Annotated in this window: 7 protein-coding genes; 6 read left to right on the top strand and 1 reads right to left on the bottom strand. The window is 45.3% G+C overall.

The genetic code is table 11. The annotated features are described in order from the left end of the window. Positions 1-118: 118 nt before the first annotated feature. Complete coding sequence (locus ACXHJ1_RS00980; protein ID WP_457905427.1) at positions 119-1,084, top strand: glycoside hydrolase family 25 protein; 966 nt, start codon at positions 119-121, stop codon at positions 1,082-1,084. A gap of 177 nt (positions 1,085-1,261) precedes the next feature. On the opposite strand, the gene ACXHJ1_RS00975 is transcribed toward ACXHJ1_RS00980, so the two are convergent. Continuing rightward, complete coding sequence (locus ACXHJ1_RS00975; protein ID WP_457905426.1) at positions 1,262-5,752, bottom strand: amino acid adenylation domain-containing protein; 4,491 nt, start codon at positions 5,750-5,752, stop codon at positions 1,262-1,264. Positions 5,753-6,339: 587 nt separating this feature from the next. On the opposite strand from ACXHJ1_RS00975, the gene ACXHJ1_RS00970 reads away from it, so the two are divergent. The 5 genes from ACXHJ1_RS00970 to ACXHJ1_RS00950 are packed head-to-tail and all read left to right on the top strand — an operon-like array spanning position 6,340 to position 15,988. Further along, entirely contained in the window at positions 6,340-9,435 is a 3,096-nt protein-coding gene (locus ACXHJ1_RS00970; RefSeq protein ID WP_457905425.1) for a cyclic peptide export ABC transporter, read from the top strand. Between the two features lie 39 nt (positions 9,436-9,474). Continuing rightward, positions 9,475-12,390 carry an excinuclease ABC subunit UvrA gene (gene uvrA, locus ACXHJ1_RS00965; protein ID WP_457905424.1) on the top strand — a complete coding sequence of 972 codons (2,916 nt, stop codon included), beginning with the start codon at positions 9,475-9,477 and terminating at the stop codon, positions 12,388-12,390. Beyond that, positions 12,387-13,418, top strand: a complete 1,032-nt coding sequence (locus ACXHJ1_RS00960) for a class I SAM-dependent methyltransferase (RefSeq protein WP_457905423.1) — start codon at positions 12,387-12,389, stop codon at positions 13,416-13,418. The genes uvrA and ACXHJ1_RS00960 overlap by 4 nt, the downstream gene beginning before the upstream one ends. Before the next feature lie 12 nt (positions 13,419-13,430). Further along, complete coding sequence (locus tag ACXHJ1_RS00955; protein WP_457905422.1) at positions 13,431-14,837, top strand: condensation domain-containing protein; 1,407 nt, start codon at positions 13,431-13,433, stop codon at positions 14,835-14,837. A 2-nt stretch (positions 14,838-14,839) separates the two neighbouring features. After that, positions 14,840-15,988 (top strand): archaeosine biosynthesis radical SAM protein RaSEA, encoded by a 1,149-nt coding sequence (locus ACXHJ1_RS00950; RefSeq protein WP_016821281.1) that lies wholly within the window; start codon positions 14,840-14,842, stop codon positions 15,986-15,988. Positions 15,989-16,005: the final 17 nt, after the last annotated feature.

Here is a 16,005-nt window from a genome sequence, read left to right as displayed (position 1 = left end):
TACCTTATCGCCCTTTTTCGGCGTAAAAATGGAAAAGCCCAGACCGTTTACTTGGTCCAAGCATATATAACAGATACAGAGTGCTACAACATTATGAATGACAAGGAGGGAGCGCCTTATGCAAAATCGCATCCCTAATGCTGCCGAAGGCATTGACGTGTCCCGATATCAGGGAACGATTGATTGGAAACGCGTACGAGCAGATGGTAAATCGTTTGCATTTATTAAAGCAAGTCAAGGACAGCGTTACGTTGACCCAACATTTATCACGAATGCAAAAGGGATCAAGGCAGCCGGGCTTCTGCTGGGAGCTTACCATTTTGTAGATGCAACCAGTGTAAACGCAGCCAAAGCGGAAGCCAGACATTTCGCAGAGGTACTGGATCAGGTGGGAGGCGCGAAAGCGCTCGACTTACCAGCGGTGATGGATTATGAAAACAATCCGGGAAAGCTTAGCTCGGCCGCGATTCATGAGGTTGCGCTGGCATTTTTGACGGAATTTGAACGAGTCAGCGGCCGTAAGCCGATGGTATATACAGGGAATGCTTTTGCTGCCCATTTTAAAGCTCCACTGGGTAGTTATAAACTGTGGATTGCGCGTTATAGTACACGACTCCCTAGTGATACCACAGCATGGAAGCGCTGGGATTTCTGGCAATACAGCGATAGTGGACGGGTTGATGGCATTCAAGGACCTGTGGATCTGAATGTATATGCCGGAACAGAGGCCGAGCTACGCCAAGCATTTGCAGGAGAAGAGGGGGATGAGCCAATGACAGCAGAGGAAAAAGCGGCATTTAAGGCCCTGCAGCAGCAGGTCGCCGCCCTTGAAAACAGCAAAGATGTGCTCAAGCAAACATTAAATGAACAGAGTGCTTATATTAAAAAGGTGGATCAGCGAGTAGCTGAACTGGAGGCGCGTCAGGCTATGCCTGTACCGGCCTGGGCCAAGGAAGCGGTGGCTGCTGCTGTTGCAGTTAATCCGTCAAGTCCGATTGTGGATGCGAAACTGCCAAGCAGTTATGATTTTTATCGCTTACTGGTCGTGTTGAACCGTCTGGGTCTGTTTAAAACAACCAAATAACCTTCGCAAGAACTTATACACTGCCCATCCCACTTTTGTATGAAATGAGTAAAGAAACTACGAGCGAAGCCTAAATAGACAGGCGGTTAAATGCAGCCGCCTGCCCTTATGGTTAAGTGATGTTTTTTATGACCTCCAAACAGGCTGAATCCCAAAAAGGTAAATGCAAAGGCATCTTTATTCGAAAAGCAGTTCAATATCCTCCTGATTGATCTGAGCAGTTTCAAAGTCTGAAGGACTGAAATGGATATTCTGCTGACGAACCGTAAAATCAATGATCTGATTGATTGCTTGGACATACATATGCATAAATTTGGTTATATTTTCCACTTCAAACATTTCCGTGCTGTACATCATATCGATTACTAATTGATCGTTAACAACCAGGCAGTTAACTTCGATGGCGGTCGTTAGATGATTGATGTTATCTACATTTTGATTGTCTATAGTATGCCTATATACATAGTCTGAACTTTGACTTTCGTGATCGAATTGTCCCAGATAATTGAAGCGTATAGGACGAGTGTCTGTATGCTTTTCAATAGCCCCTAGCATATATTTTAAGATGCCATAACCTATACCCTGATGGGGAACACGTCTTCGCAGTTCCTTGACATATGCAAGGATACTGCCTATTTCTGTGCCCGGCATTTGAATACGCAAGGGATATAACGCAGTAAACCAGCCAACCGTTCTGGATACATCTATGTGATCTACACTCCTTCCGTGATGCTCAACCTCATAAGTGAAATCGTCCAATCCGATCCATTCCTTGACACTTAGCGCCAAGGCAGCCAGCAGTAAATCTACAGGTTCGGTACGGTAAGTCTGAGGCATCTCATGAAGCAGTTTGTATGTTTGGACAGGAGACAGATGTTCTTCAACCACAGCGCATGAAGCATAGTTTACGGCAGCGGATGGTAGGCATGTGATGGATGCTGGAAAATGACGACTGCCTCCCTCCATTTCATGCCAAAAATCTTGCTCTTTCTGTAGATCCGTAGTCGTAGAATAGTGGTACAGCTCCTTGGCAAAGGCTTGAACTGAGGCTGTTTTTCTTGGGAAATTTACCTCCTCACCTTCTTTTATAGCATGGTATGCATTCAATAAATCCTCCAATATAATTCTCCAGGAAACTCCGTCTACAACCAGATGATGGGCAGTGATGAACAGTTCCCGAGTTTCCTGTCCGTGATCGAATAGAGCTGCGCGGATAGGAAGACGGTGGGACAGATCGAAACCGGATTGCAGGTTATGCACCAGGTTATTGAATTCATGTTGCCGGGCCTCGGCTGAAATATGCATCATATCGTAACAATCCAGCTTGAACGAGACGGTGGCCAGTTCTGGATTATAAAATAACTTGCCATCAGGCTCCAGGCTCATCCTTAAAGCATCGTGATGCTCGATCACCTTCTGAAAGGCCTTTTCCAAAGCGGAACGATCCATTTCGTTTTTCAGCAGAAGCATGATCGATTGATTATAGTGATGAGGATTGTAAAATGTCTGCGCCATAAACCAACTGGAGATAGGAGTGGGCAGAATTTCTCCGCTGGCTGGAGCTGAATCGTATAGCTGACGCTTTGGACGTGTATAATGAGCAAGCTCCGCGATATTGGGATGCGCTAAAATATCCTGTACGCCTATCTCCAGATCATAGTTATTTAATTTGGATGTCATTTGGATCGCCTTAATAGAGTCTCCGCCCAGTGCGAAGAAATTATCATGGATACCTATGTTAGCCATCTGGAATAGCTCTCCCCAAACCTGTACGAGGATATTTTCAACCTCATTATGAGCTTCCTCATATATGCTCGTTAATCCAGAGGACAAGTCTGGTACAGGAAGTTTACGCTTGTCGACCTTACCATTTGACGTTAGTGGTACGGTATCCAGCCGGATTATATGGCTTGGCACCATGTAATGGGGAAGACAAGCATGTAAATAATGCTTGAGAAGCTCGGGAGAGACAGCAGCATCTGATACATAGTAGGCATACAACATAGGCTGGCTATTGTCTTCGTCCGATTCCACTACATTCACAACAACGTGCTGGATACCTTGATATGAGGATAGCGCACCTTCAATTTCACCCAGTTCGATACGAAAGCCTTTGATTTTGACTTGGTGATCTTTCCGGCCAAGGTATTCAATCAGGCCATTTTCCAGCCGTATTCCCAAGTCTCCGGTTTTATACATTCGTTCTCCTGGAACAAAAGGATTATCGAGAAATCTTTCTTTTGTGAGTTCCGGTCTATTCAAATATCCTCTTGCCACTCCAGGACCGGAAATGTAAATTTCTCCTTTTACCTGTACAGGAACAGGTTTTAAGTACGCATCCAGCACATATATAGCCACATTATCACAAGGTACGCCGATAGGAACGGATCTTCGGATATCTCGGTTCGCATCATAAATATGGATCATGCAGCCTACAACAGTTTCTGTCGGTCCGTACTCATTGTACAGAGTAACATTGCCACCAAATATGTCATGAACGTTCCGGGCAAGACTGACTTTGAAATCTTCTCCACCTACAATGAATTTGCGGACGTTCGATGTACGAATATTCGACTCTTGAAGAAGGGACAAATGGGCGGGAGTAAGCTTCACAATGGTTGTACGCTGGTCTTTCAGAATGCGAAACAATACAAATTCGCTGTAATCGTCATCCCTGTAGAGGCTCATGGCATGACCGCTGATTAATGGGGTGAATATGGAAGTGACGGTCAAGTCAAAGGCTATTGATGAATAACAGGCAAAGACCTCACGTGCGGCGGTAAAGTAGGTTTTATTCGCCCAATATATGTAATTCACAAGTCCCTTGTGGTGGACTGCAACTCCTTTAGGCTTGCCTGTGGAACCAGAGGTATAAATGACATAAGCTAGCTGGTCCGATCCGATTTTCGGCTCCAGATTGGAGTCATCACCATCGTACAGGGATGCATCATCCATACGATAGACTTCTCTGGAAAAAGAGATATCATCATCCAATGGTGCATCGGTGAGCAGCAAGGCAGCCCCGGAATCCTCCAGCATAAAGCTAATCCGGTCAGCTGGATAGTGTGGATCTATCGGCAGGTAGGCCCCGCCTGATTTCAATACAGCTAAGATCGAAATGATAAGTTCGAACGAATGCCCCGCCATGATTCCGACGATACTCTCTTGGCCAATCCCCCTACTTTTTAAAAACCTCGCCAGTTGGTTAGCTCGTTCGTTTAACTCACGATAGGTTAACGTTTGCTCTTCAAAGTAACAGGCAATTTCATTAGCTTTTTCAACGACCTGCTGTTCAAATAACTGAGTAATGGTTAGGGACGAAGGATAGGGGGAGTGAGTTTGATTCAGCTCATAGATTAGCTCATTGTGTTCCTGCGTAGACAGCATTTCAATTTCCGCAATCGGAGTGTATGGCTGCTCGATCATCTCGCGAATCATATGCATGAGATGCTCAAACATTTTGGCAATCTGCATCTCGCTGAAAGCCTTCACTCTATAGTCAAAATCCAGCGTAATTTTTCCGCTCCCCTCCCAATCACGTATAACCAGCTGCAGGGCATAAGGCTGATAACCACTGAATACCTCCTGAACTTCATAGGGGCATCCATCAAATTGGGGACTAAATTTCATATTGTAATAATTAACACACATATCAAACAGGCCGTCATATCCTTTTTGGGCAAGCTCCAAATCACCAGCCAGAAGATCATACGGATATTTTTGATGAAAGTAAAAATTCATTAGCTCTGTTCCCACCTGCTTCATCCAGGAGTAGGCATCTAAAGCTTCATCCACTTGGATACGAAACGGCATTGTGCTGGTGAACATGCCAAACGTATTTTTTTGTTTTTTTCCTGATCTGTTCAGGACAGGTGTCCCGATGACTACATCGGTTTCTTGAGTCGTTCGGTAGATGTAAAGCAGAAGGGCGGATACGAATAACACATTTACAGAAAGCTTGGAGCTTTGGATAAAATTCTGGATGATGCGAGAGGTTTCGCTATCGATGGCAAAGGATGAGCGAACGGCCGAAATATCTTTACTTTTGTTGATGGGTATCATATCAGGTAAGGTTTGAAACTTTTCATTCCAGAACATTTTATTTTTGATAAAACGTTCAGATGCTAGATAGGCTTGTTCTTGATCAATGATAGGTATGTAGGAGTATTCTTCATTAACAGGGAGAGGACGGTGGTTGACTAATAGAGAATAATACTGCGAAATTCGTTCCGACACGATATGTAAAGCCCAACCGTCTGCAATAATATGATGAAATTTACCCAAATAACCAACATCATTAGGTCCCAGCTGAAAGATAACAAAAGAATACAGCTTGGAGTTCAACAGAGGCATCGCTTGTCCGCTGACGGCCTTCAGCCATTGTTCAAAATGCTGTAAAGGATCAGTCTCATGACTAAAATCAAGATATTCGATATTCTCCTTTTCATAGGGCTTAACGTATTGTACGGGTTCTCCATCTTGCTCTTCGATCCGGATACGGAGGCCTTCAGTTCTGGAAATGAAGAGCTGAATTGCATTCTCCAGTGTATCAAACTCTAGATCCTTTTGAATACGTACTAGTCCGGTCAGATTATGCATGGCCGTCGTGCCATGTATTTTTTCGTTATACCAAATTCTTTTTTGAGCATGCGTCAATCCATAGAACATACATTAGCCTCCTCCTTATACATGCAGATTTTGAAAAACGTAGAGTCTACATAAAAATGATGCTATCCGACCAAATAAAAACAATCAAGCAGAAAAATTGTATTTTTATGAGGAAAATAAAACGGATTTTCGACAATTGTATACCAATTTAAACATACGAGTTCCCTTTAAAAGGTTTTTGTAGGTTTACTAGGGAATTTCGAAAAAGTGTGAATTAACTCACTACATCCGAACGGGATGAAATGTTAAGGTGTTAATACAAATTCAATAAAATTGATAATTATTAGTTTATTACGTATTTTTGGCAATTGACTCTCCGAATTAAGATCAATACCTGGTAATCTCCCGATTTTTCGTCACATAAACCCATTCCTATTTAATATATATTCATTATAAATTGCTTAAATATCCATAAAATAAATATAAAATTACGCATATTTATACGCCATATTGAATGCTTCATTTTGAATACTATTTATCCTAGTGTTTTTATATAATTACTAGATAATTAGTCTTACATATATTGGTCAAGCATGCTTTGATTACATATTACAAAGAAAGCTGGAGCGATTATGGAATGTAAAAAGATGATCATGAGAAAAATGGCAGCGGTTATTCTGATTTTCGCTTTAGTGGCAGCATGTATTCTGCCTAATCACGCGGAAGCCGCAGCAGGTTTGGATCAAGCCACGACTCAACGTCTAGAAGCATTTATTCATGAGAAAATGCAGGAAGGTCATATCCCCGGAATGACAGTAGTGGTGGTTCGGGGAAAAGAAACGGCTTACCTCAAAAGTTTTGGGTATGCAAATGTGGACAAGCAAGCTCCTGTTACACCTGAGACAAGCTTTGAAATTGCCTCTTGTTCTAAAGGATTCACAGCACTTGCCGTACTGCAGCTACAGCAGCAGGGTTTGTTGAAGCTGGATGATCCTGTTTCGAAGTATTTTCCATGGTTCCAAGCCAAGTACAAACACCAAAATGTCGAGATTACACTACGACAGTTGCTACACCACTCCAGCGGCATTCCATGGTATACGATTACCGACATTCCGATCTCCAACCGCGTCGATTCACTCGAACAGGTCGTGAGGAATGTGAATGGCTTAGAATTACATAACCGTCCTGGCGAACGCTTTGAATATGCCACCATTAACTATGCCATCGTGGGAGCTGTCATTCAAAAGGTCACAGGGCAGCCTTACGAAGATTATATGAAGGCCCATATTTTTCAGCCATTGGGTCTGCATAAGACCACTCTTTACCCCACAGAAGCCGCACCCACACTGGCAACAGGCTACAAGAACGGCTTTTTTCAAGCACGTGAATATCAATCCCCTGTCTTTAGGGGAAATCGTCCTGCTGGTTATATCATGATGGACGGTAATGACCTCGCTACCTGGCTCAAGTATCAACTGGGCAGCCTGAAATCTCCCATGACTCCATTAATTATGGAAACGCATGCGCCTGACCGCACTGTAGCTCCCAGCAAGTTTGATATGTCGTCTTATGCTATGGGCTGGGCTGATTATCAAAGCGGAAATGGAGAGGTGTCGAAGGCGGGTTTAAATCCGAATTTTTCTGCATATATGGTTTTTCGCCCTCAAGATCAGCTCGCTGTAGGGATCATGGCGAATAACGGTACCACTTTAACGTATATTACGGGTCACGGCCTGATGGATATTTTACGAGATCGTCAACCTGTGTCTCCATATGAAGCGGATCAGAAAACAGATAATGCATGGTCCGTCATTACGATTATGCTGGCATGTTATGTGCTGGCTGTAGGAGTTCTGCTAATTACAGTTGTACGGGACATCATCCGTAAACAACGTGTTTATAAGTCTTTAAATCCAAAAAAGCTGCTCACATGGCTGGTGTTTTTACTTTGCAGTACACCGTTTTTGTATGGAGTTTATTTGGTTCCTACTGCGATGCAGGGGGTTTCCTGGACAACCGCGATTGTCTGGTCTCCGTTTAGCTTTCCGTTTGCGATTGGGGCCTTGGGCCTAGGATTGCTCTTGAGCTTTGTCTACTTGGTGCTGGGTACGCTTTTCCCTAATGCAGATGAAACTAAACGCTCGCTTCCTTTATTGGTGATGATGAGCTTGCTGAGCGGTGCGGCGAATGCCTTTGTCATTTTTATCGTCAATTTCTCGATTGGCAGCGAGATTCCGCTCAAATACCTGCTGTATTATTTCGGGCTGGCGCTGGCAGTATATATTTTCGGCCGCAAGCTGATTGAAACCAAATTAGTGAAGATCACCTATAACATGATTTATCGAAAACGGATGGAACTCATTCAACGAGTGCTACACAGCTCTTATGACAAATTAGAGCGCATGGACAATGGCAAAATTTTAGCCACTTTAAATAATGATACGGAGATGGTCGGTTTCTCGGCTAATGTGGCGGTCGGATTCGCAACCAGCTTGCTGACTGTCATCTGCTGCTTTGTTTATCTCGGTACGATTTCGTTTTGGGGAACAATTCTCTCACTGGTCGTGATTGCGGTGATTGCCGCATTTTATAGCCTTGTCAGCGGTACAGCTAACCGTTATTGGGAAGAGGCGAGGGATACTCAAAACGTATATTTGGGATTTATCGATCACATGCTCAAAGGCTTTAAAGAGCTTAGTATGCATGGTCGCAAAAAGGCGGAGTTCGGGAGCGATATTCAGGATAGCTGTGAACAGTATCGGCAAAAACGCTCGGTGTCCCGTATTAAATTTACCAATGCGCTGGTGCTGGGCGAAACGCTGCTGATTTTAATTTTAGGTGTAGTAACCTTTGTGTTCCCGACGATTTTCCCGAACATAAAGGATTATACATTAATTCAATTTGTTGTCGTGTTTCTTTATTTGATTGGACCGATCAACGGCTTGTTGCAGGCTGTGCCGGAGTTGTTCCAGATTCGGACCTCATGGCGAAGAATTAAAACCTTTATTGCGGAAATGCCAACTAATGACAGTGGAGAAGTACATGATACTGCGAGTGGGGTAGATGAAGAGGTTGCTGTGGAACGCATTGGTTTTCACAATCTTAGCTTTGAGTACAGCAACGTGACTGGAGAGTCCAGCTTTGTGGTCGGACCTATTACACTGGAGGCCGCTAAAGGACAGATCATTTTTATTACAGGCGGCAACGGCAGTGGTAAAACAACGCTTGCCAAGCTAATGACCGCTCTTTACCCGCCACAAACGGGAAACATCACGATCAATGGAGAAGTCATTGACCCACGTACCTCGGGCGAGTATTTCTCCACCGTGTTCTCTGATTTCCATTTGTTTGAGCGTTTGTACGACATTGATTATAAGGAAAAGCAATCTGACATTGAGCGTTATCTGAAAAGGCTGGGATTGGAGGATAAAGTAACGGTTAAGGATGGATATTTCAGCACGCTCAAGCTTTCTGGCGGCCAGCGGAAGCGGCTTGCGCTATTGATCTGTTATCTGGAGAATCGACCTGTATATTTGTTTGACGAATGGGCTGCGGATCAAGATCCAGAGTTCCGAAAGTTCTTTTATCATACACTTCTGCCTGAAATGAAGGCGGCAGGCAAAATTGTGTTCGCCATCACGCATGATGACCATTATTTTCATACCGCAGACCGCCTGCTGAAGATGGAAATGGGACAGATGAAGGAGCTGGAAGTACTGAGTGCTGAAGTTAGTGGCTCATAACCAATCCATTCAAATTTATAAAAAAGTGTGGGCTTAAACATGCAAAACTACATTGTTGTCAAAGGCGCCAGACAGCATAACCTGAAAAATATCTCTTTGCGGATTCCGCGTGATCAATTGGTCGTCTTCACGGGAGTAAGCGGCTCAGGGAAATCGTCACTAGTGTTCAATACACTATATGCAGAAGGACGGCGACGCTTAATGGAGTCGCTGTCCGCATATGAGCGAATGGGCTTGCGAAAAACGGAAGATGCGGATGTGGACTTGATCGAAGGACTGTCTCCGGCAATTGCGATGGAGCAAAAGACGTTGTCGCGGAACCCAAGGTCTACGGTGGGAACATTGACCGAGCTTTCTTCTTATGTGCGGTTATTGTTTTCACGAACAAGTCAGGCCGTTTGTCCCTATTGCCAGGAAGCATTGCCTGTTCAAAGCAGAAAGAAAATCACAGAGCAGGTGCTCCAATATCCATCTGATACATCTATTGATGTATATGCGCCAATTCTTTCCATGCCACATGGCGGGCCTGTAGCGTTGCTGAAGGAAATACGAAAAAAGGGCTATACCCAGTTAAATTGGAACCAAAAATTGCTGGATGTACAGCAAGCAGAAGTTTTGTTCTCCAGCATGTCTCCACAGGTAGTACACCTAGGAAAAGAGTACAACCGGCTGGAGGTACTGGTTGGTCGAGTGACGATTTCAAATTCCGTGGAGCAAGTCAAAGATATTCAAGTTCTGGTAGACAAGGCGCTGGATGTGGGAGACGGATGGATGCAAATTCGACCTATGGTCGATAAACGATCTGCATGTACTCCAAACTCCGGGTGTTGCCGTTGCGGAATGATGGTCAGTGAAATCTCGGCAGGAGCTTTTTCATCCAATAGTCCTCTGGGTGCTTGTCCGACATGTACAGGACTTGGCACACATTATGAAGTGAATCTCGAACGTGTGATTCCTGATCGATCCAAAAGTGTGGCCGAAGGAGCGATCCACCTGCTTGGCTGGCAATGCGAGAAAGAGAAATTTCATAAAAATCGAAAAATTTTAGAGGGACTGGCGACCCGGTATCATTTTGACCTGAATACGGCGGTAAAGGATCTGCCGAATGAGGCGTTATACGCTGTGCTATACGGTACTCAAGGGGAAAAGATTGCCATTGAGAATCCTGCTACAGGTGGCAAGCCAATGCATGAAAAATTTGCGGGCATTGTGAATCTCATTTATGAGCGCTTCAACGCTAATGCCAAGGACGAAATGAGCGCCATGAAAGCGGAAGATAAGGAAGTCATGATAGAACAAGTGTGTCCGAGCTGCGGAGGAGCCCGTTTGAAGGCAGAACGTCTTCTGTATCGTGTAGGGGATCAAACGATCCGTGATTTTTCGAATATGCCGTTAGTTGAGCTACATGCATACTGCGATGAACTACTGCGAACGGCCCCCCGATTTTTCCAGAGTCTTGCGGCTGTCGCACAGCCTATTTTACAGGAAATGAAGACTCGTCTGGCGTTGCTGCTCGACATGGGACTGGACTACTTAAGTCTGAACCGTCCGGTGACGATGCTCTCGGGTGGTGAATCGCAGCGCGTACGCTTGACCACTCAACTAAGTTCAGGACTGATGGGGATGATCTACATTTTGGATGAACCCAGTGTCGGATTGCACCCGAAGGATACCGGCAAAATGATAGCCATGCTTCACAGGCTACGGGATTTGGGAAACACCATCTTGGTCGTCGAACATGATGAAGAGATTATGGCCCAAGCGGATTATCTTGTGGATATTGGACCTGGTGCAGGAGCGCTCGGTGGTGAAATTGTGGCACAGGGGACGGTGGAACAAGTCATGAGCAATCCCAATTCTTTGACGGGACAATATTTGGCCGGCCGGCGAGGCATTCCGTTGCCCTCAAGGCGGAGAAAAGCTCGTGACGGGAAGTATCTGGAGGTGCTGGGAGCGAGGGAAAATAATCTGCAGAACCTGAACATACGTATACCGCTCGGTTGCTTGGTTTGTGTCACAGGGGTATCCGGATCAGGGAAAACCACGCTGGTTCATAACGTTATTTATGAAAAATTGCGTGCTCATCTGGATGGTAAGCCTGCATATCTGAAGCACGATGTAGAGATGAAAGGAGAAGCGTCGATTGATCAGGTGATTTGTATCGATCAGAAGCCAATTGGACGAACATCGCGATCCACTCCGGCTACCTATGTGGGGGTGTTTGACGCTATCCGTAAGTTGTTTGCCAGGACTGAAAGAGCCAGACAGCTGCAACGGAAGGATGCACATTTTAGCTTCAATTCACCGGGTGGACGCTGTGAAGTTTGTTCAGGACTCGGGGTGATCGTCACTGAAATGCAGTTTATGTCTGACGTTGAAATGATGTGCGAGACGTGCCGGGGCAGACGCTACAGCGAAGATATACTGGCCATTACATATCAAGAGAAGAATATTGCGGATGTATTGGAGATGAGTATTGAAGAAGCTGCAGTTTTCTTTGCTGACCAGCCTGTTATTTACAGCAAGCTGAAGCTTATGAACCAACTGGGTCTTGGTTATATGAAGCTGGGTCAGTCTGCAACGACATTATCTGGCGGGGAAGCCCAGCGTATTAAGCTGGTGGAGGAGCTAGGTCAGTTAAAAAAGGTGCGCAGCCAGTTATACATCTTGGATGAACCGACCACAGGCTTGCATCCTGACGACATCCAGCGCCTGCTAACCATCCTTCAACAGCTCGTAGATGAGGGTAATACCGTCCTCATCATTGAACATAATCTACATTTGATCAAAACGGCAGATTATGTGTTGGATCTTGGTCCCGAAGGAGGGACCAGAGGTGGACAGCTGGTGGTGGCTGGAACCCCTGAGCAGGTTGCAGCCTGTGTGCATTCCCATACCGGCTCATTTTTGCGTAATGTCGGGATGGATTTCAACGAGGACGAGGTGAGAGCATGAGTAACAGATTGGACCATTTACGAATTCTTCCGACAGGCCCCTTAAATTATTATTTGCAAAAGCGATACAACGATCTGCCATGGGTGCACAAGTTTGGCTTGGATCATATCAAGGTGAAAGGTGATTTTCTGCTCATTCATGCGTGGAAGCCTGGGTATGTGAAGCTAACACGGGAGCAGGCGAGTCACTTCAAAGCAGCCATTGAAAAAGGAGAGAATCCAGAGGACAAGCTTCCTAAGTTGCCGGAAGCCTGGTTAGTGGGCGGGGAAGATGAACCTGATGTAGAAGGACTCTTGGCTAAGGTTATCGTGCCCGAGTTGTTTGAACTTCTTTCCCCGGAAAATCTTAAAGAGGATGTAACCAGTCCGCAATCCATCCGGTTAAGAGCTATTTTGGAGCAGGTCGCTGAGCATGTACCTGTTTTTCCAGCCATTCAGAATCCCTATGAGCTGCGTCGTTTTCTGGAGGTCGTGAAGCGCCAAAAGCCTAAAACAGTCGTTGAGATAGGAACAGCCAGCGGCGGCGTATTTTATTGCTTAAGCCAACTGGCCGACCCGGAAGCCCTGCTCGTCAGTATTGATTATCCGGGTGGACCGTATGGAGGTGGTCAGGATGACAATGAGGTGCAGCTTTACTCCAGTTTCGGCAGCGCGAAACAGCAGTTTTCTTTTATTCGCGATCGTTCATTTCACTGCTCGACCAAACAGGATTTGAAAAAGGTTCTGGGAAATCGCCAGATTGACCTTCTATTTATTGATGGAGATCATTCCTACGGTGGTGTGAGTTCGGATTTCCGCATGTATCAAGAGCTGGTGGCACCGGGCGGCATGATTGCTTTTCATGATATCAGCATGCGACCTGAGACGTGGGGAAGAGGATACGATGTTGGTGTTTTTTGGGACGAAGTGAAACAAAGTTATCCGTCCTTTCAGGAATTTGTAGACCCAACAGGCTGTCGAGAACCGTTTATCCGTCACCCGCAAGAGGGACTATTCGCATATGGGATTGGCACTATCATTCAAATGTAAGGGGGAACAACCATGAGCCACCGTCCATTGAACAAAACACGTGTGGAGGATGTTATTGGTTTGACTCCCATGCAGGAAGGGATGCTCTACCACTATTTGCGGGACAAGGACACAGGAGCTTATTTTGAACAATACAGCTACACGCTACGTGGCCAACTTGATCTGTCTGTCTGCTGTGAGGCGTGGAAATGGACGATTCAACAGCATGAAGTGCTGAGAAGCGTATTCCGCTGGGAAAAGATCCAGAACCCGGTTCAGATTATCCTAAAAGGACGCGTACTATCTTTCGCTTTCCATGACCTCACAGAAATGGAGGAGATGGAGCAAGAGACGATAATACAGGAACTGCGCGCGGCGGACCGTGCTGTAGGATTTGACCTGTCCGAGGGTCCACTACTGCGGATTACAGTGTTTAGGCTAATGCATGATCGTCATATCATGATGGTCAGCAACCATCATATCGTGATGGATGGCTGGAGTAATGGCATTGTGCTGGGTGAGTTTATCCGCGCATATCATACGCTGCGTGCAGGCCGAGAACCGGAAAAGATAAGCAAGCCGCATTTCCGAGAGTACGTGAAATGGCTTGGAAAGCAGGATAAGAGCGGAAGCAAGGCATTTTGGCAAGCTTATCTGGCTGGATATGAAGCTCAGCCCCTGTACCTGCTTAATACCACTTCTGCCCCAAAAATAAGCGATACGGCTTGCGAATCGTATATATTGCCGCCAGATCTGGTGAGTGAGTTGGAAGTTGTCGCGAAGGAAGAATCGGTAACGATAGGTACCCTTTTTACAGCGGCTTGGGGCGTTCTGCTACAAAGGGTTAGCGGTCGGCAAGACGTGCTTTTCGGCACAACAGTATCTGGCCGCTCCAGCAGCTTGCCTGGAATTGAACGAATGGTAGGTCTTCTGATGAACACGGTTCCTATGCGGTTGCAGTCTGGGAATAGCGATACGCTGCAACAAGCGCTGCTCGATGTTCAGCAAGCGAGTATAGCGAGGCAGCCTTACGAAACAACACCGCTTGTGGATATACAGTCTTACGGAAATTTCAGAAGCACAGAGCCTCTATTTGATACATTGCTCGTGATTGAAAATTATCCGCTGGAGATCAATCGACAAAGTGAATTGACCTTGGAATCCTTTGCCGGGCATAGCGTAACGGATTATTCACTTCTAGTGAGTATTCATCAAATGGAGCAAACAGCCATCCAAATGTTGTATCAGCCTTCAATATATGAAACATCGACAATAGAACTCTTATGTGAACGTTATGTCGCTTTGCTCAGGCTGATGGTTACAGAAAGAGATTGTGCTATTCAGGATATTCACTCCTTGACGGAGATGGAAAAGGGACTGCAAGAGGTCTGGGCGATTGAATTTGATTATAGCCCGGATACTTTGAAAAGGGGTGTATGAAGATGAGAAAGCCGAAGGACTGGGAACAAATGGATTCCTATCAATGGATGACTACGAAGGAAACTGCCCACTATTACCGACTCATTGCTAATTTAATGAAGGAAATTCACGCCAAAATTCCGGATGAACAGTATCATTTGGACAAAGTAGCGACAGAAACGGATATTCGTGAGGAAAACTTTCAAGGGAAAAACTACCAACGCGCAGTCATGTATTTAATGTCGAACGGATGCGAGTGGGCTCTGAAAAATGGAAACGGCTGCACCATGTGCGGTCATTTAGCCAAGCAAACGCGCAAAGACGGCCCTCTATCCGCCCATTATTATTTGGAGCAATTTCGGAAGGAGTTCAATCGGATTGATTTTACCAAATATCCTTTACTCAATCTGTATAATAACGGCTCCATCCTCAACGACAATGAAGTTCCAGCTGAAGCATTGTGGGAGATCATACGCATGGTTGGGGAAAAGCCCGAAATCAAAATGCTGGTTATTGAAACCAGACCCGAGTTTGTAACGAAGGAAAATATGGCGGAAATTAAGCGCCTTTTACCGGATAAGCATGTGGAAGTCGCCATGGGACTTGAAATGATTGATGATTTTTTGCGGTATGTATGCATAAACAAGGGCTTTTCATTAAAACAATTTGACAAGGCCGCCCGCTTGGTGACTCAGGAGCTAAATTTACGCAGCTATGTGTTGCTGAAGCCGCCTTTTATTACGGAACAAGAGGCTATCGAGCATGCCGTACAAACGATTGAACATGCTTTTGAGATCGGTACGACGACTGTTTCACTGGAAAGCTGTACCGTACAGGATTATACACTGGTTCAGTATTTAAGTGATCAAGAGGCCTATAAACCGGCATGGCTCTGGAGCATCGTTGAGGTGGTAAAACGGACGGCGCATTTGGGGAAGATCATCGTCGGATTGTTCCAATTTTATCCTTCTCCTGTCGGGGTGCCTTACAATTGCCCGCAATGCAGTGATCGAGTGATGGAGGCGTTGAAGGAGTATAATCACACTCTTGATCCAAGCGTTCTGGAGCATCTGGATTGCAGCTGCAAGGCGGAATGGGAGAAAGAATTGAAGCACGTGCATCCTCCTTTTGAGGAGAGACTGAGTATTTTGAATAGTGAATTAATCAAGTAGTCCACCAATTAAAGATC

This window comes from Paenibacillus sp. ALE2, assembly GCF_054113385.1.
The sequence above is the reverse complement of the archived record's forward strand: the minus strand, read 5'-3'. Positions and strand labels throughout refer to the sequence as shown.

Coding starts and splice junctions, on each gene's coding strand:
- uvrA (WP_457905424.1), top strand. CDS start 9,475: ATGCAAAACTACATTGTTGTCAAAGGCGCCAGACAGCATAACCTGAAA.
- ACXHJ1_RS00950 (WP_016821281.1), top strand. CDS start 14,840: ATGAGAAAGCCGAAGGACTGGGAACAAATGGATTCCTATCAATGGATG.
- ACXHJ1_RS00960 (WP_457905423.1), top strand. CDS start 12,387: ATGAGTAACAGATTGGACCATTTACGAATTCTTCCGACAGGCCCCTTA.
- ACXHJ1_RS00955 (WP_457905422.1), top strand. CDS start 13,431: ATGAGCCACCGTCCATTGAACAAAACACGTGTGGAGGATGTTATTGGT.
- ACXHJ1_RS00980 (WP_457905427.1), top strand. CDS start 119: ATGCAAAATCGCATCCCTAATGCTGCCGAAGGCATTGACGTGTCCCGA.
- ACXHJ1_RS00975 (WP_457905426.1), bottom strand. CDS start 5,752: ATGTTCTATGGATTGACGCATGCTCAAAAAAGAATTTGGTATAACGAA.
- ACXHJ1_RS00970 (WP_457905425.1), top strand. CDS start 6,340: ATGATCATGAGAAAAATGGCAGCGGTTATTCTGATTTTCGCTTTAGTG.